The organism is Telluria sp. LT1R51-2 (assembly GCF_059685775.1).
The window spans coordinates 1421196-1442388 of record NZ_JCASIM010000001.1 but is presented as its reverse complement, the minus strand read 5'-3'; the positions used below and the strand labels follow the sequence as shown (position 1 = coordinate 1442388).

At 66.0% G+C, this 21193-nt stretch carries 17 protein-coding genes; 9 read left to right on the top strand and 8 right to left on the bottom strand.

Annotated elements, in window-relative coordinates; genetic code table 11:
- Positions 1–25 precede the first annotated feature (25 nt).
- Positions 26–712 carry an SOS response-associated peptidase gene (locus AC56LH_RS06480; protein ID WP_499644977.1) on the top strand — a complete coding sequence of 229 codons (687 nt, stop codon included), beginning with the start codon at positions 26–28 and terminating at the stop codon, positions 710–712.
- A 221-nt stretch (positions 713–933) separates the two neighbouring features.
- Here AC56LH_RS06480 and AC56LH_RS06475 read toward each other — a convergent pair whose 3' ends face one another.
- The 3 genes from AC56LH_RS06475 to AC56LH_RS06465 form a co-directional block, all read right to left on the bottom strand.
- Positions 934–1182, bottom strand: coding sequence for a hypothetical protein (locus AC56LH_RS06475; protein ID WP_499644975.1), 249 nt, complete (start codon positions 1180–1182; stop codon positions 934–936).
- Positions 1183–1236: 54 nt separating this feature from the next.
- On the bottom strand, positions 1237–2682 hold the full coding sequence (locus tag AC56LH_RS06470; RefSeq protein ID WP_499644973.1) for a M20/M25/M40 family metallo-hydrolase: 1446 nt from the start codon (positions 2680–2682) through the stop codon (positions 1237–1239).
- Positions 2683–2769: 87 nt separating this feature from the next.
- Positions 2770–3906 carry a metallophosphoesterase gene (locus AC56LH_RS06465; protein WP_499644972.1) on the bottom strand — a complete coding sequence of 379 codons (1137 nt, stop codon included), beginning with the start codon at positions 3904–3906 and terminating at the stop codon, positions 2770–2772.
- A 196-nt stretch (positions 3907–4102) separates the two neighbouring features.
- Between AC56LH_RS06465 and AC56LH_RS06460 the strand changes: the two genes are divergently transcribed.
- The 6 genes from AC56LH_RS06460 (at position 4103) to AC56LH_RS06435 (ending at position 12141) form a co-directional block, all read left to right on the top strand.
- A complete protein-coding gene (locus AC56LH_RS06460) occupies positions 4103–4594 on the top strand; it encodes a glycine zipper 2TM domain-containing protein (protein ID WP_183551681.1) in 492 nt (163 codons plus the stop codon).
- A gap of 392 nt (positions 4595–4986) precedes the next feature.
- The gene (locus AC56LH_RS06455) at positions 4987–5949 is read left to right on the top strand and encodes a protein kinase domain-containing protein (RefSeq protein WP_499644970.1); all 963 of its coding nucleotides are present in this window, start codon (positions 4987–4989) and stop codon (positions 5947–5949) included.
- On the top strand, positions 5946–8306 hold the full coding sequence (locus tag AC56LH_RS06450) for an FtsW/RodA/SpoVE family cell cycle protein (RefSeq protein ID WP_499644968.1): 2361 nt from the start codon (positions 5946–5948) through the stop codon (positions 8304–8306). The genes AC56LH_RS06455 and AC56LH_RS06450 overlap by 4 nt, the downstream gene beginning before the upstream one ends.
- On the top strand, positions 8267–9832 hold the full coding sequence (locus AC56LH_RS06445) for an RAD23 family protein (protein WP_499644966.1): 1566 nt from the start codon (positions 8267–8269) through the stop codon (positions 9830–9832). Before AC56LH_RS06450 ends, AC56LH_RS06445 begins: the two co-directional genes overlap by 40 nt.
- A gap of 7 nt (positions 9833–9839) precedes the next feature.
- The gene (locus AC56LH_RS06440) at positions 9840–10316 is read left to right on the top strand and encodes an SH3 domain-containing protein (protein ID WP_499644965.1); all 477 of its coding nucleotides are present in this window, start codon (positions 9840–9842) and stop codon (positions 10314–10316) included.
- 121 nt (positions 10317–10437) lie between these two features.
- Positions 10438–12141, top strand: a complete 1704-nt coding sequence (locus AC56LH_RS06435) for a diguanylate cyclase (RefSeq protein WP_499644963.1) — start codon at positions 10438–10440, stop codon at positions 12139–12141.
- A gap of 39 nt (positions 12142–12180) precedes the next feature.
- Here AC56LH_RS06435 and AC56LH_RS06430 read toward each other — a convergent pair whose 3' ends face one another.
- The 5 genes from AC56LH_RS06430 to AC56LH_RS06410 all read right to left on the bottom strand — a co-directional run bounded on the left by AC56LH_RS06430 (position 12181) and on the right by AC56LH_RS06410 (position 18129).
- The gene (locus tag AC56LH_RS06430; protein WP_499644961.1) at positions 12181–12879 is read right to left on the bottom strand and encodes a hypothetical protein; all 699 of its coding nucleotides are present in this window, start codon (positions 12877–12879) and stop codon (positions 12181–12183) included.
- Positions 12880–12974: 95 nt separating this feature from the next.
- A complete protein-coding gene (locus AC56LH_RS06425; protein ID WP_499644959.1) occupies positions 12975–15104 on the bottom strand; it encodes a two-component system response regulator in 2130 nt (709 codons plus the stop codon).
- Between the two features lie 34 nt (positions 15105–15138).
- Positions 15139–15981: a polysaccharide pyruvyl transferase family protein gene (locus tag AC56LH_RS06420; protein WP_499644957.1), complete on the bottom strand. Its 843-nt coding sequence runs from the start codon at positions 15979–15981 to the stop codon at positions 15139–15141.
- A gap of 120 nt (positions 15982–16101) precedes the next feature.
- Positions 16102–17409, bottom strand: coding sequence for a lipopolysaccharide biosynthesis protein (locus AC56LH_RS06415; protein ID WP_499644955.1), 1308 nt, complete (start codon positions 17407–17409; stop codon positions 16102–16104).
- Between the two features lie 243 nt (positions 17410–17652).
- Positions 17653–18129 (bottom strand): GNAT family N-acetyltransferase, encoded by a 477-nt coding sequence (locus AC56LH_RS06410; RefSeq protein WP_499644953.1) that lies wholly within the window; start codon positions 18127–18129, stop codon positions 17653–17655.
- A 164-nt stretch (positions 18130–18293) separates the two neighbouring features.
- Here AC56LH_RS06410 and AC56LH_RS06405 point away from each other — a divergent pair, with 164 nt between their 5' ends.
- Together AC56LH_RS06405 and AC56LH_RS06400 are read left to right on the top strand one after the other, a co-directional pair.
- Complete coding sequence (locus tag AC56LH_RS06405) at positions 18294–19274, top strand: PP2C family protein-serine/threonine phosphatase (RefSeq protein ID WP_499644951.1); 981 nt, start codon at positions 18294–18296, stop codon at positions 19272–19274.
- A 138-nt stretch (positions 19275–19412) separates the two neighbouring features.
- Entirely contained in the window at positions 19413–21002 is a 1590-nt protein-coding gene (locus tag AC56LH_RS06400) for an FHA domain-containing protein (RefSeq protein ID WP_499644950.1), read from the top strand.
- Positions 21003–21193: the final 191 nt, after the last annotated feature.

The window sequence follows — 21193 nt, the reverse complement described above, 5'->3', positions numbered from 1 at the left end:
ACGCATCCGCCCGCGTTGCGCTACCATGACCCGCATGTGTGGACGACTTGACCAAAGCCAAACGGCCCGTTATTACGCCAGCGTCATCGGCTGGCTCGACGCCGTGTATGACAGCGAATCCGAACCGGCGTATAACGTGCCGCCCGGCACGTATCGCCCTGTGCTGCATCTGCAGGACGGCGAACGGCGAATCGACGACGTGTACTGGAGTTATCAGGCGCGCTGGGCCAAGGGCAAGGTGCCGGTGACCATCAACGCGCGCCTGGACAAGCTGGACAACCGATACTGGCGCGGGCTGCTGAAGTCCGGGCGCGCGCTGGTGCCGGCCTCTGGCTGGTATGAATGGACGGGCGAGAAAGGCAGCAAGCAGCCGTGGCATATCCACCGCAAGGACGGCGCGCCGCTGTTCATGCTGGCACTGGCCAACTTCGGCAGCTTTACTGAAAATCGCGCTGAGGCGGGTTTTGTCATCGTGACCGACGACGCCTCGGGCGGCATGCTGGATATCCACGACCGGCGGCCGGTCGTGCTGGATGCGCAGGATGCCGAGCGCTGGCTCGATCCGGCGCTGTCGAGCGAAGAAGCATTGGCGCTGGCACGCTCGGCTGCCCTGCCCCCGGACGCCTTCGCCTGGCACGAAGTCAGCACGCAGGTCAATCGCGCCGGCGCCGGCGGCGCCGGGCTCGCGCAACCCATCGACAGCAACGCCTGAGCCGCTCACCCGCAACGCCGAACGGTACCACTGTCGTGGAACCGGGCACTTGGTTGATCTGGATCGAACCGGGAATGCAACCAAACGTCGGGTTCGGCAGTCTTAACGGATTGCTACCACACGTGAGGTGAATCCATGGGCGAATACATGCAAATCCGGGGCCTGCTGCAAGAGGGTGAAGAATACGCTGGTCTCATCCTGGGCAAAGACGATCCCGACTATCACCTCGTGTTGCTGCCAGGCGACAGCGCGGACGTCAGCTGGCCGACCGCAGCCGACTGGGCCTCCAGCCAGGGGGGCGCGCTGCCCACGCGGCCGAACTGGCGCTGCTGTTCGCCAACCTGCGCGAATCGTTCCAGCGCGACTGGTACTGGTCCAGCGAGCCGCATGCCACGCGCGCCCAGCTGGTCTGGGGCCAGAATTTTGCCAGCGGCATCCAGACCATCTACGGCCGGCCGTACCGCGGGCATGCGCGCGCGGTACGACGAATCAGTACGGCTGCCTGACCCGCAATCTGCCTTGCGTCACGGCGCCGGCACGCTGGAGCGGCCAATTGGCTGCTCCATATTGGCCAGGTACCAGGCCGTCGCTGCCATCAGCGCGACGTTGCGGCGCAGGCTGTCGGGGTCGATCTTGTCCAGCGTATCGGCCGGCGTATGGTGGATGTCGAAATAGTTCGCCGTGTCGACGATCGGCGCAAAGCTTGGCACGCCTGCGCGTTCCAGGCCGGCCAGGTCGCCTGTCGCCAGGACGTCCTGCCGCTGGAACACGCCGGCACCGATCGGCTGCAGGGCCGCTTGCAACGGCGCGAACAGCTTGACCGACTGCGGCGTGACGCTGGCACGCAGGCCGAACGGGCGGCCCACCCCGTTGTCGCTTTCGATCGCGCCGAAGTGCCTCGCGGCGTTTGCCTGTTCGGCGGCAAGATAGGTGCTGGCGCCGCGCATGCCGTTCTCTTCGTTCATCCAGGCGATGAAGCGGATCGTGCGGCGCGGCCGGTAATCGAGTTTTTTCAGCACATCGAACACGGCCATCGCGCTGGCCACGGCGGCGGCATCATCGTGCGCGCCGGGCGACAAATCCCACGAATCGAGGTGGCCCGAGACGATGACGATTTCTTCGGGCTTGTCCGTGCCCGGCAGATCGGCGATCACATTGAAACTATCGGCGTCGGGCAGGTTTTTCGGCGTCAGCACGAGTTTGAGCTTGACCGGGCCGCGCTTGGCCAGGCGCGCCATCAGCATGGCGTCTTCCGCCGTCACGGCTGCCGACGGGATGCGCGCGTCGTCAGACAGGCCGGACGAGCCCGTGTGCGGCAAACGGTAGGCAGCGCCACCGACCGAGCGCACCAGTGCGCCGACGGCGCCCAGTTCGGCCGCCAGGCGCGGGCCGTTGCGACGGTAGTTCGAACCCGCGCCGTAGGCCGGGCCGGCCAGGCCACGATCGGCCATGTGCTGGTCAAAGGGGACATCGAACAACACGATCTTCCCCTTCACTTCGGCTGAGCGCGCCTTGAGTTCCTCGAAACTATTGAGCACGAGCACCGGCGCGAGCAGGCCTTCGACCGGGGTGGCGCCCGAGCCGCCCAGCGCGGTCAGCACGATGCGCTGGGTGATGCCGGCTGGCCGGCCCGTGTAATCGACCAGTTCACCCGTCTCGATCCCGCGTACCCAGTGCGGCACCTTCACCGGCTGCAGCGTCACCTTCGCGCCCAGCTTGCGCATGGCCTCGGCAACCTGGGTCACTGCTGCCGCCTCACCGGGCGAACCCGACAGGCGGGGGCCGATCAGGTCGGTCATGTCTTCCGTGCGTTGCCAGGCGTAGTCACTCGCCATTGCCGCGTCGCGGATCTTGACCAGCGCAGCAGGATCGTTACCGGGACTGGCGGCCAGGACGGGTGTGACGATCACCGCGCCGGCGATGGCGCACAGGATGGGCAGGCGGCGAAGATGGCGAACGGGGAAGTTCATGCGGGAATCCTTGCTGTATTGGAAGGATTCAAACAATAGCGCATCCGGCGAGGTTGTGCCCCGACTTTCCTGGTCGAGGGCCAGCCGTCAGGCGGCCACCAGGCGCACCAGCGTGATTTCCGACGGTGCCCCGAAGCGCTTGGGCGGCCCCCAGTAGCCGGTGCCACGGCTGGTGTACACCCACATCTCGCGCACCCGGTGCAGGCCAGCCACGAAAGGCTGCTGCAGTGGCACGAACAGGTTCCACGGGAAGAACTGGCCGCCGTGCGTGTGGCCCGACAGCTGCAGATCGAACCCTGCCGCCGCGGCCGCCGTCGCGCTGCGCGGCTGGTGCGCGAGCAGGACGCGCACGCCGATGCCGGCCGGCGCGCCCGCCGCGGCGCGTTGCGGATCGCTCTTGTGCTCGGGGTGGAAGTGGTGGGCGTGATAGTCGGCCACGCCCGCGATCATCAGGCGCGCGTCGCCCTTGTGCACGATCACGTGCTGGTTCATCAGCACGTTCAGACCGAGGCGCCGCACTTCGGCAATCCACTCGAGTGCGCCCGAGTAGTACTCGTGGTTGCCGGTCACAAAGTACACGCCATCGCCCGCGCGCAGGCGGCCCAGCGGTTCAGTATGCGGCGCCAGGCGCTGCACGCTGCCGTCGACCAGGTCGCCCGTGACGGCAATCGCGTCCGCTTCGAGTGCATTGACCTTGTCGACAATGGCATTCAGATACGCACGCTTGATGGTCGGGCCCACGTGCACGTCCGAAATCTGCGCGATTGTGTAGCCGTGCAGCGCTGTTGGCAAATCGCGGATCGGCACGTCCACCTTGACGATGCGTGCAACCCGGCGTGCGTTGGCATAGCCGATCAGCGTTACCGCCAGCGCGGCCAGCGGCACCGCCAGCGCGCTGATGTACAGCACCGGCGCCGTTACCGTGCCAACGACCGTCAGAAACAGCAGTACCAGGTCGCGCAGCACCGTCGCGACCAGCAGCGACGAGAACAGGCCCATCGACAACAAGCCGATCCAGGCGACCGCATCGGACCAGCGGCGCCGGCGCATCGAGGCCGACATCAGGCCTACCGGTACCAGGATGCCCAGCACGCACAGCAGCAATCCGGCAATCAGATTGCCCACCATGCCAAAGGCCAGGTCAGGCAGCAGGCGCATGCCGATATACACCAGCAGTGCGACCATCAGGAACAGAACAACGAGAAAGCTTCGGCTTGGGCGCATGAGGGGAATAGATTAAAAGCAATAGAAGCTACATGGGGCAGATGGGCCGAGATGCAAGCGAGGATGTTACAGACCGGGCATGACTTGTAAAAATCTGTATTAGCAGATGGAACTATTCAGAACCAAGAATATAGTGATTCTTACCCGGTGAGCGAGAACATCATTCCGATCTCCGCCGGGGTAAAAAGGAAAAGCCATGTTGAAATCGAAGACCTTTGGTGCTGTGCTGCTGGCCGCCGTCGCCGTATCGCCGGCGGCAATGGCCGGCGATCGTGGTACGAATACGGCCATCGGCGCCGTGCTCGGTGCAGTCGTTGGCCACACGGTCGGCGGCACCGGCGGCGCCGTGGCAGGTGGTGTGATCGGCGCGGCGGTGGGCAACTCCGTCCACTCGCGCGACGACCGTCGTCACTACGGCGATCGCGGTAACTATTACGACAATCGCGGCGGGTATTACCAGTCGCAACCGGCATACGTCCAGCAGCGCCCGGTCTATGTCCAGCAGCGCCCTGTGTATGTCCAGCCACGCCCGGTGTACGTGGAATCGCGTCCGGTGTACGTCCAACCGCGTCCCGTCTACGTCGAATACCGTGACGGTGGCCGTGGCTGGGACCGTCATGACCGCCGCGACCGTTATGATCGCCATGACCGCTGGGACCGCGACGACCGCCGCGGCTACGGCCGCTAACCCCGAAAGCCGCGCACCGCGCGGCTTTTTCTTTGCCCACAGCCGGCACAGCCGGGGTCAGGTCTGACATTCGGACACGACCTCAGCCTTAGCCTTAACCACAGCCGGGGTCATAACCACAGGCGGGGTCAGGTCTGACATTCGGACACGACCTCAGCCTTAGCGACATCCAATGGTGTCTTGCCCAGTATCAGCGTGGTCCTTAGCCAGCGAGGTCAGGCTACGCGACTGTCGAGATCGTGTCCGAATGTCAGACCTGACCCCGGCTTTCTTTCCCGCGACTGTCGAGGTCGTGTCCAAATGTCAGACCTGACCCCGGCTTTTTAAGCTCTTTTCTCTTTCCCTCCGCTTTGCTTCCCCATCGGCGCCTTGCGCCATGCTCGGGGGATACCATGTACGACGCAGGCACCGTCATTTCGCTCACCGGCGGGCAGTATCGCCTGCGCGAACCGCTGGCCGGCGCGGCCTATGGCGTCGTCTGGCGTGCTGACAGCCTGCATGCGACTGGCGCCGTTGCTCTCAAGCTTGTCAATCTCGACCAGATGGCGCGCGCGCCCGACGCATTGCGCAGCCGCTGGGTGGAGAGCGCGCGCACCGAAATTGCGTTCCTGCAGAGCCTGGCGCCATGGGACGGCCGCCACATCGTGCGTCTGCTCGACAGCGGCGAGCATCTTGGTCTGCCGGCACTGGCCCTGGAATTGCTCGATGGCGACCTCGCCGCCTATCTGGCGGAGGAAGCCACTGCCGGTCGCACGATCGCACCGGCCCGCGCCCTCGTCTGGATCGGCCAGGTCAACCAGGCGCTGGCCAAGGTGCACGCCAACGGCTGGCGCTACCTCGACCTGAAACCCGGCAACCTGCTGCTCGACCGTGCAGCCGACACGCTCAAGCTGGCCGACTTCGGCACCAATCGCCGCCTTGACGACCTGCGCGCCCATACCTATGCCGGTACCGCCAACTGGCAGGCGCCGGAACAGTTTTTCCCCGACGCCGACGGCTACGCCACCGAAGCGCGCACCGATTATTTCGCCCTGGGGGCCCTCCTCTATTACCTCGTCTGCGGCCGCCTGCTGCGTTACAGCAGCACCTGCGGCCAGGCCTGGCAAGCGCATGGCCGCGATGGCGCAGCCACGCTGCTGGCCACGCACCAGGCGCGCCCGCCCGTGCTGCAGCTCGATGAGGCGACGCTGTTTGCCAGCCACCTGGGCCAGGCTGCCGTGCCGGGCCTGGCGCTGCTGCGCCGACTGCTGGCCGACAGCCCCGCCGAGCGGCCGCAGCACGCGCTGGACATCAGCCGCCTGCTTGGGCAAGCAACCAGCCTGCTTGGCGCGCCGCCAGCCAGGAGCGCAGCATGACGCCCAGCCGCCCGCGCATGTCCTTTGGCGCCGCGACGGCCACGATCCTGCTCGCGCTGCTGTGCGCCGTGCAATTGCTGGCCGTCCTGCGCGCGCCTGCCGCGTGGCTGCCGCGCGAGCTCGCGGTGCGCCTGCAGCCGGGCACATCGATCGTGCTGGGCCGCGCGGAACTGGGTGCGCCGCGCGCCGCCGCGCGCCAGCTGACCCTGCGGCGCGATGCAAGCGGTGCCTGGTGGCTGCGCAATCTGGAGCCGGTTCAGCCGATCGTGCTGCGCCGTGGCGACGCGCGCGTGCGCAGCAGCGACGTGCCGCTGGTCCGCGGCCAGCAGATCCAGGCCGGCGCCGCGCTCTTTGACGTGCTGGCGCAGGATGCCGGCAGCGTGACGCTGTCGAACGGCGAGCGCACCTGGCGCTACGACGGCGCCACGCTGCTGCAGGAGGGCGCACTGCAGCCGGCCTGCCCAGATGCGCCCCTCGCCAGTCGCGCGCTCGCCCTATGGAACCGCATCACGCCGCACCCCTTCGGCCTGGCGCGGCCAGTCAGTCTGGGCGGCCTGCTGTATTGCGGCAACCGACTGGCCAGCAGCACGCTCGAGGCAGGCACGGCATCGCTGGCGCGCCTGCCCGATGGCCGTATCGCGCTGTCGGTACGGGGTGACCAGCCGGTGCTCGTCTCGACCGCCAACGGCTGGGAAGATGCCGCGCAGCGCGACCAGTCGCTGGCCGCCACCGATGCCTTCGCTGTCGGCCGCACCGTCTTCACGCTGACGCCGAATGGCGACATGCTGCACTTGACGCCATCGGGCCAGGTCGCGCTGTCGAACGCGCCGCAGGTCCAGCTGCCAGACGCCGTGCAATGGCAGTGGCAGGAACGCACGCTGTTTGCGCTGCCAGCGCCCACGCCGCTGGCATGGGCCGCCGCGCTGGGCGTGCTGCTGATGGGTGCGTTCAGCGTCGTGCCGCTGCTGCGTCAGCGCGTCGCCGGCGCACGCCTCGCCCTGCCGCTGATTGCGGCGCTGGTCGCGGCCACCGCTACGCTGCTGCTGATCGCCCAGCGCAGCAGTGGCGCGCCCGGTGTCGGCATCTCGCTGCTGCTGGCCTGGGCCACGCTGTGGCTGACGCTGCGCTTTCAGGCGCGCGTCCGTTTGCTGCCCGCCGCCGCCATACTGCTGCTGGGCGCCGGTCTGCTGGTACAGCTCGAGATGGGCCTGGGCGCGAGCGATACTGCCTGGCTGCGCCACTTCCAGAACTCCACCGCGCTGCTGGGCCTGGGCTTACCCGGCACGCTGCTGCTGTTGTCCTCCGTCGGCCGCAACAACCTGTCGCGCCCCGTCACCGAGCGCGTGCTCCTGGCCCTGGCCGGGATCGCGCTGGTCGGCGTGCTGCTGCAAGTCTGCTTTGGCAGCGAGACGGGTGTGTTCGACATTCAGCCGTTCGAATTCGCCAAGTTCGCGCTGGCCGCGCTCAGCGCCCACTGCCTGGCGCTGGTGGCCGGTGGCGCAACGCACCAGCAGCGCAACTGGCGCTTCTGGCTGCGCATGGCCGCGCCCGTGCTGCTGTTCGTGTTCCTGCTGGGCGTTGCGCTGGTGCGGGTCGACGACTACTCACCGCTGGTACTGCTGCTGGTCTGGAGCAGCGTGATGGCGCTGGTCTGGTGCGCGAGCCGTGGCCGCCGCGCCGCCCTCATCACGGCCGCCTGCGCCATCTGCCTGCTGGTGGCAGGGGGCGCAGCGCTGCGTAGCGGTGGGGCATTCATCGGCGCGCTGGGCTTTTACCCTGAACGGTTCCAGGTCTGGAGCGCGCCGACCGTCCACCCGCACACGGGCCAGCAGATGCTGCTGGGCGCACGCGCCATCGCCCAGGGCGGTTGGCTGGGGGCCGACGACGCGTTCGGTCTCGCAGCGTTGGGCGGCGCGGCCGGCGACGCGCTGGCGATCCCCGCGATTCAGGATGACTTTGCGCCCGCCTTCCTGTTGCAGCGTCACGGCCTGGCGGCCGGCCTCGCGCTGTGGACGCTGCAGGCGCTGTTTTTGGTGGCGCTGGTGCGGGTGGCCGCCGGCGCCTGGGGCCGCGCGCTGGCAGCCAACGATTTCCGGCGCGCCTGGCTGGGCCGCTTCCAGTGCTTTGCGCTGTGCGGCGGCGCGGCGTTCGTCGCCGGCCACCTGCTGCTGTCGTGGGGCACCAATCTAGCGATGTTCCCGATCATGGGTCAGCCGATGAGTTTTCTGTCTGCCGGCGGCTCGCACCTGCTGTTTTTCATCTGCCCCCTGCTAGCGTTTGGCATGGCAAGCACCCCATTCAACGAGGAGATTCAATCATGCCGGTCTATGTCCAACACGAAGTCCTGGGCAAGGTAGAAGACGTGTTCAACGCCGACGCGCTGTGGCAGGCGCCCGGTCTGTCGCTGTTCTCGCGCCGCGCGCTGCTGCGCGACCTGCTCGAACGCTCGCCGCGCGAACTGCGCGGCCGCGCCGCGACCCGCTGCTTCTCGCACGTGACACTGGTGCTGCCACAGGACGACGTCGACGACGACCGCCACCTGACCCGCGGCGCGCGCGTACGCGACCTGGCGCAGTCGCTGGCCGCGCTGCACCAGAAGGATTTCGGCGACCTGCTCGGTGGCGATGAAGTGCGCTACTTCATTTCCGGCGACGAGCGCATCGCGCCGGGCGAAGTGCAGGTCAAATTCGGCCACGCGGTCTACCTGCCGGCGCCGGGCGAGCAGGTGCAGTACACGGTAACCGCTTCGCGCGACAGCGCCATCTGGCAGCCCGTGTGCGCGATCTACCCGAACCAGCGCCTGACCCTGGTGGGCATGGACCCGGCCAATGCCACGTTTGCCGTGCCGGGCTGGCCGTTCGGTCCGGACGGTGGCCTGCTGCTCGTGAACGACGGGCCGGAAGCGCCCCTTGAACTGCAGGTGCGCCCGAAAGACAGTTTCGACTGCGTCTTTGACGGTGCCAATGGCTATTACGTCCTGCGCGGCAAGGGCGCGAGCGCCCAGCGCCTGCTGCTCAGGATCAGCCACGCTGGCGCGACCCTGAAGCCGCCGGCTTCCGTGCCTGCAGCAGCGACCACGCCCGCCGCTGCGTCGCAGCGCAGCCCCGCCGTCTGGAAATCGCGCAGCAGCACGCCGCCGGCCGACCTGACCGCGATGCCCCTGGCCGCCCCGACGCCGGTATCGTTGGCGACGCCCGCACCCGCCCCGGAAGCCGACGCAACCTACGCGCCCGTCGCGCGCCATCGCATCACGCTGGCCGCGCTGGCCTTGCCGCGCCTGAGCCGCTACCGTGACACGGGTGCGCAGGCGCTCGAGGTGGGCCTGGACGCGCAACTCGTACCAGCCGCGCCAGGCAAGGACAACGTGATCCGCTTCGCCATCGACGATGCCGACGAACTGCACGCGATCACCCCGGCTGGTCGCCAGCGCATCGCCGTGCCATCGCAGTTTTCGCCGATGGACGGGGCCAGCATCGGCCTGCTCGCCGCGCCGCAGTCGATGGCAGAGCGCTACAGCGCCCTCCTGGTGCTGCCGCAGGGGCCGTCCCAACCGGCGGCAGGCGGCTCGCGCCTGACGTTCGGGCGTGGCATGCCGTCACTGGCCGCGCTGCGCGTGCTCGATGCGCCGCAATTCGTGCGCCAGGCCGACGGCGCCGCCGCCAGCGCCGATCGCCTCGGCCTGTCGCGCAGCGCCTTCAGCTGGGAAGCGTCAAGCGATGGCCTTCGCGTCGTGCGCCTGTCTCCAAGCCAGGCGCTGTACCACCTTGACGCCGACCTGGCCCTGGTGGCGCAGATCGACGCGGCCACCCAGGATGCGCCGTACCTGATCCCCCCTAGCCACCACCTGGTGGCGGGCCACTACGTGCTGCGCTTCGACGCCTGAGGCCAGCATGCTATCGTCGACCCACATTGCGGCGTATTTCGCCACGTACATCGGTGCGTTCGGCGCGGCCCTCGTGCTCACGCTGTGCGCCTGCGCGTGGCTCACGCCCCGTGCCTGGTGGCGACGGCCCAACGCCCGCGCACTGGGCGTGCTGGCCGCCGGTACCGCGGCCGGCGGCGTGCTGCTGCTGGCATTGTTCGGCGGACCGGGCACACTGCCGGCGCCGGTCGAACTGGCCGAGACGCCGCTGCCGGCAACCGACGTGCCCGTGGCAGGCGCGCCCTACCGCGTGCGCGATGCGCTCAATCTGCGCGTCGCAGGCGGCATCGGCGCCGAGCGCCTGCTGGTGGTACCGGGCGGTGCGCGCGTGATTGCGACGGGCCAGCGCGATGGCGACTGGTGGCAGGTGCGCGCCACGCTCGATGGCAAGGATGTCGAAGGCTGGGCCAGCAGCCTGTGGCTGCGCCGGGCGGACGAACGCTAGTCGCCCAAGACCAGGGATGTAGCCCCATCGTCCAAACAGACGTGGAAACAAGCAGCTCCTTCACTTATTGCCAGCGCATAGCGGGGTTATGATTGCACATTATCAATTATTTCCCTAAGGCATGTTTTCCAGACTCGACCCCAGCCTTAAGGTATTCGGCGCCCTGATCATCATCATCGTTGCCTGCCTCGCCACACTGCCCTGTATCAGCAGCTACCAGGCGAACACGACTTTGCGCGCGCTTCAGGACGGCGCGAAAAAGGAGCGCGCATACAACCTCGCGCTCAGCTTGCTGAAGGATGCCGAAACCGGCCAACGCGGCTTTCTGATCGGCAGCGACGAAAGCTTCCTCGACCCCTACAACGTTGGCGTTGCAGGCATTCCCGCGGCGCTCGAGGATTTGCATCGACTCGCCAATTCCGACCAGGAGCGAACCCTGGTGGCACGCATTGCCAGTCTCAGCCAGGCCAAAGTTCTCGAGATGGATAGCAGCATCCGCCTGAAAAGAGCGGGCAAGACGCAGGCGGCCATCGACGCCGTGGCGAGCCAGAAAGGCAAGCTCCTGATGGACGAGCTGCGCACCCAGTTCGGCCGTCAGATTCATGTCCTGGCCGAGCAGCGCAAGGTGCTGCGGGACGAACTGACGTCAACGCTGGGATACAATTCCGCGCTTGGTATCGGCGCCGCCTTGGCCAGCCTGGTCGTGATCGTGGCAACGGTGCTCATCGTGACCAGGAGCTTGAACAAGCAGGCGGAAGTGGCTAACCAGTCGCAGTTATTGGCCGAGAACAACGCGCTATTGGCGAAGCAGTCCGCCGTGCGCGCAGAGCGCCTGTCGGTGGCAGCGGAGATGCTGCACGCGCTGGACAGCGTCAAGGCGCCGTCCGAACTTGCCCGCATGTTGCCGGTATTCCTGCGCAAGCTATTACCGGACACGGCTGGCGCGGTATATCTCTACCGCAATTCGCGCGATGCACTCGAACTCAATGCGTCGTGGAATCTGACCGATACGGCGCCTCCTACCATCGCCCGCGATGAGTGCTGGTGCCTGCGGCTGGGCAAAATGCATGTCGCGACGGCGCAGCACGACCTGTTCTGCGATCACGGTACGCTCTGGATCGGCAAGTATGCATCCCAGACGTGCGTCCCGATGATCTCGCAAGGCGATGTCGTGGGTGTTCTGATGGTCCTGGACGACCGGCACGAAGACAACCAGAGCGACAGCATGCACATCATCGCGCTGGCTGAACAGCTGAGCCTGGCGATCAGCAACGTCTCGCTGCGCGACACGCTGCGCCACCAGTCAACGGTCGATCCGCTCACCGGCCTGTACAACCGGCGCTTCTTCGACGAATCGCTCAAGCGCGAGCTGGCACGCGCCCAGCGCAGCCAGAGCGCCTGTTCGGTGGTGATGATCGACCTGGACCATTTCAAGCGCGTCAATGACACCTACGGCCATGAAGGCGGCGATCTGGTCCTGAAGGCCGCCAGTCACGCCATCCTGCAACGGGTGCGCGCAAGCGACGTCGTGTGCCGCTACGGTGGAGAAGAACTGGTGCTGATGCGGCCGGACTGCAGTGCCGAGGAGGCGCAGAAGTGCGCCGAGGGCATCCGTTCGTCGATTGGCGGGATCGTCATCGAGCACGCGGGGCAGACCATTTCGGGTATTTCAGCATCGTTCGGTGTGGCGCAGTGGCCCGGTCATGGCAATGGCGAACAGGCTCTGCTGTCTGCCGCTGACCGTGCTCTCTACGCGGCAAAGAAAGGCGGACGCAACCAGGTGATGGTCGCTGACGTTGATATGCCGGTACTGGAAGACGCCTAGTCGCCAACGAGCCGGGCAGCAGCGTTGTCGCTGACCGGCTCAATCACGCGCAGTCCGCCATTCCTGCTGTCGGGCCGGCTCTTCATCCTTTGGGCAGGTCGTGAAGCGCTGCTTGCCGTGCATTTCGATCATCTCGACATTGGTCGTCGGCGCGCGGTCCGTCAGGCAGTAGGTGCGATCTCCGGTGATCACGCGGGTGCGCCGCGCGCCATCGCCCGTGTTGTTGACCAGTTCGACGACCCGCGGCGCCTCCCACAGGCGCGGGGGCGCCATCTCACGCGCATGCTCGATGCCGCGGCGCAGGCGCAGTTGCGGGCTGTCCGGCGGCAGCACGATCGTCGGCTGGCGCTCCTTGCGTAATGCCCGATCGATGTCGCCGATGCTGCGGCGTGCGCTGTCCATGATAGCGGCCGTGCTGGGGGTCGCCGGTTCAAGCGGCGTTGGCGGCGCATCCGGCACTGGTGCCGGTACCGGAATTTGCACGGGCGTCTCTGCCTGTGCCGCAGGCACAGGCCGCAGCGGCGTACCGGGCTTCCGGGTTGGCGCAGCCTCCGGTTGAACCGGCGGGACAGCGACAATGCGCGGCGCTGGCGCTGGCGCCGGCACACGCAGCCACAGCATCGCCGCATCGTCCCCCGCGACCGGCGCCGGCAACGTGCGTGCCATCTGCCACGCCAGGATCAACAACGCATGCACGAGCAGCGTGGCTGCCAGGCCCGCGCTGCGGGGTTCATTCAAACGGTAACGCCAGGTGGCCCGGTTCATCTCCGCAGTATAGCCACCCCGATGGCGTCACTTACTCAACAATTCTCACCGCCGCCAGCCGCCTGCCGTCACGCGGCAGCAGACACCGGCACCTTGGCAGCGTGCAGCGCCATCAGCGACGTCACCAGGTGCGCCGGCAGCGGACGGCTGACCAGGTAGCCCTGGATCTGGTCGCACCCGTGCGCCAGCAGGAAGGCCTTCTGCGCCGGCGTCTCGACGCCTTCGGCGACGACCTGCACGTTCAGGCTGTGCGCCATCGTGATGATCGCGTTGACGATGGCGGCATCGTCGGCATTGGTAGTCACGTCGCGGATGAAGGCGATATCGATCTTGAGCTTGTCGATCGGAAAACGGCGCAGATAGGCCAGGCTCGAATAACCGGTGCCGAAATCGTCGACCGAGACCTGGATGCCGTGTGCGCGCAGATTGCTCAGGCATTGCATCGTGCGCTCGGTGTTGATCATCAGCGACGTCTCGGTCAGCTCCAGTTCCAGCAGCGCAGCCGGCACATCATACTCTGACAGCGCGCGCAGGACATCGCCTTCCAGGTCGCCCTCGGCGAACTGGCGCCCCGCGATATTGACCGACACCTGCACCGCCCCCGTTGCATGGCGCGTCCAGGCCTTGATCTGGCGGCAGGCCGTGTCGATCACCCAGCGGCCTACGCGCACGATCAGCCCCGTCTCTTCGAGCACCGGCACGAACAGGCCGGGCGACACCAGCCCGTGGCCAGGCCGGTCCCAGCGCAGCAGCGCCTCGACACCGACGATGGTGTCCGCGCCGAGCAGCAGCTTGGGCTGGTAATACAGCTCGAATTCCTCGTTCTCGACCGCCTTGCGCAGCGCGTGCTCGAGATCCTGGCGCTGCAGCGCATCGGCATTCATCTGGGCCGTGAAGAAGCGGTAAGTGTCGCGCCCGGCCTGCTTGGCCTCGTACATGGCGGTGTCGGCGTACTGGATCAGCACCTCGGGGTCGGCGCCATCCTGCGGATGGACCGTGATGCCCACGCTGGCCGTGACGATCACCTCGAAGCCGCGCAGATTAAACGGCGGATACAGCACCTCGGCGATGCGGCTGGCCACGGTGGCCGCGTGCGCCGGGTCCTGGTCGAGCATCAGGATCAGGCCGAATTCGTCGCCGCCCAGGCGCGCGACAGTGTCGCGTTCGCCCACGCACGTGACCAGGCGCGCGCTGAACTGCACCAGCAATTCGTCGCCCATGGCGTGACCGAGCGTGTCGTTGACGTTCTTGAAGCGATCCAGGTCCAGAAACACCACCGCCACGCTGGGACTGGCGCTGTGGGTCGCCCGGACCGTGCCGTGAAGCGCCTCGTAGAACCAGGCGCGGTTGGGCAGGCCGGTGAGCACGTCATGGCTGGCCTGATATTGCAGGATTTGCTGCGCGACCCGGCGCTCGGTGATGTCGCGCACCACGCTGACGATGATCCAGTCGTTGCCGGACAACAGGGCCTGGCGGTGGATTTCAACGTCCACTGACCCGCCATCCTTGCAGTGGAGCGTGACCTCGCTCAGCCTTGGCTTGATCCGGCCGCCCGGCGCGGGCTCGAACATGGCTTCGAGTTCATCATGCGTCGCCGCGCCCAGGGCCACCGGGCCCAGGCTCAGCATCTCGGCGCGCGTGTAGCCCAGCATCGCGCAGGTGGTGTCGTTGACCTCGACGAAGCGCATCGTGTCGCGGCTGACCAGCATCAGGGCGTCCGGCGTCGCATTCATCGCCGTGCGAAAGCGCAGCAGGTCGGCGGTGCGGGCGGCGATTTTCTGCTCGAGCACGACAACCTGGTCTTCCAGGTCGCCCATGTCCTTCAGGCGCAGCAGATTGCGCACGCGCAGCCCGAGTTCCGTGGGATCGACTGGCTTGCTCAGGAATTCCTCGGCCCCTGCCGCCAGTCCGGCCTGGCGCGTGCCGATGTCCTCGTCTCCGGTGACCATGATGATCGGGATGTTCTCGGTTGCCGGATCGGCCTTGAGGATGCTGGCCACCTGGCAGCCGTCGATGCCCGTCATGGTCTGCGCAATCAGGATCAGGTCGGGCGCCTCGCAGGCGACCGAGGACAGCGCTTCTTCGCCGCTGGCGGCACTGGTCGTTTCATAGCCTCCGGGCGCCAGCAGGTCGGCCAGCCGATCGCGGCTCCTGGCTTCATCGTCGACGATCAGGACGGTCGGGGCGGAGGTGCTCATGGGTTACGATCCTTGGAAAAAAGCGGGCATGCGGTCAAACCTTCACCAGTCGCACCAGATCGCTGTGCGCCGTCCATTGGTCGATGTACGTGGAATTTTTGCCGTAACTGTTGTCGATCACGGTATGGTGCTTGTCCATCAGGCACGCCAGGATGTGGCCGTGCAGGCGGTCGGTGACGATGTGGTCATGGCGCGCGAACAGGGCCACGGCTCTGGACGAAAAATGCTGCGCAAGCGGTATCCAGTACCATGGTCCGATCAGCTTCTTGCAGGTTTGCCAGCCGCGCTTGATGAGGGCGGCCTGAATGCGCCAGGCGAAGGCGATCAGCCGCTGTTCCTTGCCCACGACTTCGATCCAGTCGGTACGCGTGTCGAATCGCGCATCCTTGAGCGAATCCGGCACGACCGGCTTTTCCGTATCCACGCGCTCGATGCGCAGCACGCCACTGGCCTTGCCGGCGCTGGCAATCGGATACAGGTGATGCGCCATATCGGGCGCCAGATACACGTTCTCGGAAAACCGATTCGCAATCTGCTGCGACGCTTTATCTCGCACAAAAATGTGGACATCGGCATGCCGCCGGAATACGGCGACCGAGCGGTCACGCGCCGCTTCACTCGCAAAGAACACGGTTTGCGGCAATATCACGATGCGGTTAGCCGGAAAGCGCGCGATGATCTCTTCGCGTATCTCGTTGATGTTCGCGTACAGGTCGCCGAAATTGCCACCCCCGTGAAACACCAGGATATCGCCCGGCTTGACCCATGACGGATCGAATGCCCACGAGGTCGATATCGTGCGCGGCGACAGGCGCTTCCATCTGAAAAACGCCAGCGTGCCCTGCATGATGAGCAGATCGCCGATATTGTCGTGCATCGGAATATCGATGTAATGAAAGTCTCTGCCCTTCAGCAAATCATGAATGGTGTCATGCTTGTTTTGCAGATCCTGCATCATCAAACGATGGTTACTCAAGTCTACTCCCGAAAAATCAAGTTACTTGGCGCGCGTCACTAGCCGGCGCAGGATGGCAAGGTCGCTGCGGGTCGGAATGAAGTCGGGCATCGGCTCCCTCAGCCGGCGCACCCCGAGAATGATCGTCGTGATCAGGCGCAAGCAGGCCCCCGCCAGCATCAACCCGGCCAGCCAGACATAGCTATTTTCCTGCGGCAGGAACGGAATTGCGATCAGCACGGGAACCACGGCGATGATCTGGCGCGCCAGCACCAGCCCGGGTTGCCCGGCGGCGGTGAAACGTTGCGCCAGCGTCCAGCTGGCCCCGCCGATCACGCATTCGAACAGCAGGATGGCAAACGGCATCGTCATCGCTGCGAAGGACTTGCCATAGATGAGGTTGAGCAGCCATGGCGACAACGCGCCGCCAATTGCGGCCAGTACCATCAGCGGCATGAAGGTCACCCGGAACGTCGTGCGCACCGCCTGGCTCAACGCTTGCTCGTCCCGGCCTGCAAAGCGCGAGAACAACGCGACCGATGCCGATTCCTGCACCGCGCCGATCAGCCGTGACGTCGTGAATGCCAGCGCATAAAAACCGTATTCGCGGATGGTGCCGCGATTGAGCAGGAACAGCTTGTCGAAATTGACAAGGAAAATGCTGAGCAAGCCGATGCCCTGCTGGTGAAAACCATAACGCACGACGTCCCACGGCCGTACCGGGTCCTTGACCTCCACTTTCAAGTGCCAGATCCGGTGCTTGCGCGCCCACCACAGGCCCATGACCGTGACGCCAATCAGCATCAGCAATTGCGTGGCGAGGATCTGTTCGAAGGTCACCACGTCGAACCACAGCACCAGGGGCAGCATCAGGACCAGGTTCCCGAACACCTGGGTAAACCGCAAGATGTTGAAGAAGTGAAGATCCGAATGCAGCTGCGTGAGTGAGAACACATAGATCTGGCTCGCCATGAATGCGGCAAACGCCAGAATCAGCCACATGAACCGGTGTAGCTGCACCGCATCGCTCAGTTGCAGCCCAGCCGCAGCCAGCGCGGTGGCAAAGATGCTGATGCTCAGCAGCGACAGCAGAAAGAAGCGCAGATACGGAAACTGCCGCGCCGCGCCGAAGTGATACAGATAGCTGCTGCCCATGCCGCACTGCGCGATTCCGGCGGACAGCGAGCAGACCAGGATGGCCGCCGACAGCAAGCCGCGCCCTTCCGGACCCAGGATGCGCGCGGTAATGACGGAGGAGATGAATCCCACCACGGTCATGCCCATGGTGGTCATCAGGGTTTTGCCGAACGCGCGCGAAATGGAAGGCATCGACGGCGCTGTCGCGCTCATGCCCATGTCTCCCGTGCTGCCTTGGGCAGCACGGTTACAGGAAGTGTGCGGATCAGGTTATGCAGAATCATCATCATCAAAACTTGTCGAGCACGGCGCGCCAATGCGCCGCTCACGTCCGACCGATACGGACGACCACCATTGTAACCTGCTGCCAAAACGAAAACTTTTGTCGCAAGGCAATATATACTGAAAGTGCACAGTACGTTACATGGCCAGCGACACAGGTCGGGTCCGACTGGGTCAATCCCCCGCCCAGGCAAGGTGCATCGGATTGAACGACAGTCCCTTCATGCACTGGGTCGGCGCCACCCGCACGAAGCCAAGCCGTTCATAGGCCGAGACGGCGTAGTTCGATGCATTGACCGTGAAATTGCCGTCTCCCCCGCGCGCAATGGCGGCGGCGCGCGCAGCGTGCCACAGGCGCCGCGCCAGTCCCTGCCGCTGCCAGGCCGTACCAACGAACAGGTGAAACAGATGGCTGTTGTCGCGGATGGCGACGAAGCCGGCCAGCCGCTCGCCATCGAGCGCCACATGACAGGCATACCCGCGCGCCAGATAGCTGCGGATGGCATGCTCGTCATTCTCGGCCAGGAAGGTCGCGGCGCCGAGCGGCGTTGATTCGTGCACGATGAATTCCAGCGCCAGGCTGCGCAGCAGCGCGGCCATGGCCGGTGCCAGGACCGGCACGTCGGCAGACTCGAGGGGACGGATGACCATGGCGCGTTTCGAGAAAGGTGTGATGGAAACGTCAACATACCATGCCCGATGTTCCAGGTTGCAGGTTCATTGCCCTCGGGTGGCGCGAAGAATGGCATCTGTTCAGCGCATGACTTGCCAACAAACAGTAGTACAGTGTCATCATCCCACCACACCCCCAGCCCATGCCTTCGACGCTTGCCGACTTTCGCTTTGCACCCTCCTTCGATGTCGCCGTCGCGAGCCGCGTGGGTGTGGGGCCCGCCACCCGCAGCGAAAACCAGGACAATCTGGTCGTCATCGATTTCGACGGCCGTGCCTGTCATCTGCACGACCAGTTGCCGGTCATCTCGACAATCGCCGCCTGGCCCGCCGGACATGGCCGTCTGGCAGTCCTCGACGGGATGGGTGGCCATGGCCACGGGCGCGAAGCGGCCGAAGCACTTGCCGCCGGCCTTCTCGCCATGCCGCCCTGCACGACACCCGATGCGTTGACCGCCCACCTCGATGTCCTGCACGCCATGTTGCAGGCGCAGTTTGCCGATGGTACCGGCGCGACGGGCCGGCCCGGCACCACGCTCACGCTGCTCGAACTGCCGCCCGGCGCCGCGCCGCTGCTGTATCACGTGGGCGACTCGCGGCTGTATGAACTCGATGCGCAGCAGGCCACGGTGCTGACGGTCGACCACGTACCGGCCACCGGCGCCGCACTCGCTGGCCGGCTTGGCGAAGCCGACTGGTGGCGCGAAGTCCATGGCCGCCACGCGCCGCAGATTGCCCAGGCGTTCATTCTTGGCAATGCGTTTGCCGATCCGTCGCGTCTTTCCGACGGGCTGTTTGCCCTCACGCCCGCTAACCTGCCATGCTGGCTGGCCCACCTGCCCGACCGCCGCGCGCTGCAAATACGGGCCGACGCCGCGTATTTGCTGGCCACCGACGGGTTCTGGTCATGCGCGCAACCGGATGCGTTTGTCGCTCGCTGGCCGGCGCTGCTCGCCGATGCACCGGCGGCGGCAACGCTTGTCGAGCGCCTGTTCGGGCTGATGGAACATGAGCCGCCTGCTGGTCTGCAACCCGATAATCTGACGGCGCTCGTGCTGCGCCCCCTGCCTCGCCACGCCGACGAAACCGCCTTGCCGCTCCATGATGACGGCGCCAGATATTGAACGTTGGAAAGATGGCAAATTAATTTGATGCTATAGGTAAATAATGTTGATAAGCAACGAGCTCGGCGCGCCGTGCCTGCTGAAAACAGCGTAAGCTTGCAATACCGTTTTCGAACTTTCTAAACTGATCAATCTGACATGAATCGCTGCCGCAATCCCGCGCATCCGCACTGCACCGTCTGGGTCGCCCCCGGCGAGGTGCGGTGCGCGCACGGGCATGCCCAGCCCGAGGCGGCGGCCGGTGCGTATCAGGCGCACGCTGCGCCGTTGCCGCCGTCGGCAAACGCGGTGGTCGATGGTTTGCCAACCAGTTTCGACACGATCAGTGCCGTGCGCACGCGCCGTGACACGGTCGTCCCGGCACCGGCACCTGAGTCGACCAGCCTGCAGCGCCCGCAACTGCACATCAGCGGGTTCGACCCGCGCGCGGCCGGTGGCCGCCAGGCCCTGCGTCTTGAGCTGCGTGGCATGCCGATGGATTGCGCGCCCGACGTGCGCATGCTCGTGCACTCGGCACTGCGCCTGCACGGCGGCGAAAGCTATTGCTTCCAGCGCACCTCGCGCGGCGATTGGCGCCCGCTGTTTCTCGAATTTTCGTCGCGCGGCCTCGAACACGGCCAATACCGCATCGAGATCGAACTGCACAGCCGCCATGCCCATGCGCCCGACGCCAGCCGCACCTGGACCTGCTCGCCCGTGATCCTTGTGCCGCGTCAGGATGCGAGTCTGGGTGAAATCCACCAGACCTTCCTCGCCACGCACAAGAACGTGCGCGTCACGGCCGACGACGCCGGCATCGCCCGCGTCAATGCGCCTGGCGGCGGCCGGATCGATATCGATGTCGTGGCCCGCAATGCGTCGATCGCCCACCTGAACCTGGACGGCGGCAACGGCACCGGCAAGATCGACATGGGCATGACCACCATTGCCTGGGACGAAGACCTGATCGAGATCGATCTGCCGGCCCAGCCCGCCGCGCACCCGTGCCTGACCGACAGCGCGTGCTTCGTGCACGCCGAAGCCGATTCGGCCACACAGCGCCACGTGCGCCTGTTCGCGCTCGACGAATTCATGCTCGGCCGCTTTGAATACGACGCACCCGATGCGGATGTACTGCTGGCCTACCATGGCGACACCGGCATGGAAGCCGGCGGCCTGACGCGCCGGCTGTCGGGCCGCCATGCGATCATCCGCCGCAGCCGCGCCGGGTTCGAGATCGAAGACGTATCGCGCTATGGCATGCTGCTCGATGGCGTCTGGCCTGGCAAGCATATGCCTGTCCAACTGCGCGTTGGCATGCGCATCGAACTGACGGCCAGCATCAAGGGCATCGTCACGCTTGAGGTGACAGCGCTGCTGGCACATGCGGTCGTGCTGCACCGGCTCGACGCCGGCGCCCGCGCCGAGTGTTTTTATCTAATGGCGCCGGACACCGTGCCGCCGGTTGGCCAGACTGCGCTCAACGGTGCCAGCGCTGGCGCCCAGCCAGTGACAATGCCGCGCGCCGTCGCCCTGCCGCTGCTGTTCCACCGTGACGGCGGCTTTTGGCAGCGCGACCGGGCAAGCGGCCGCGACGCGCCGCTGGCCATCAGCGGCACGCTCGATCGGGTGCAACAACCCGGCATGGGCATCGCGGCGCGCTTTGTCCCCACGGCCTATCCCGAGGCGCGCGCCGACCGCCGCAGCGTCGACCGCCGCAGCCTGCTTGCTGCCGCCCTCAGCGCCTGATCAGCCGTACGACGGCACCAGCACCAGAAACACCAGCGCCGCACCGGCCAGCAACACTGCCTGTAGGGCGAACACGATCGCCGGCGCACGCAGGTGGTCAGGAATTTTCATGGCATCACCTCATTCGTATTGACACGTACAGGGTTATGCCAGATTACGCCCGCCCGCACCGGACGGGCGCACGTTAGCCG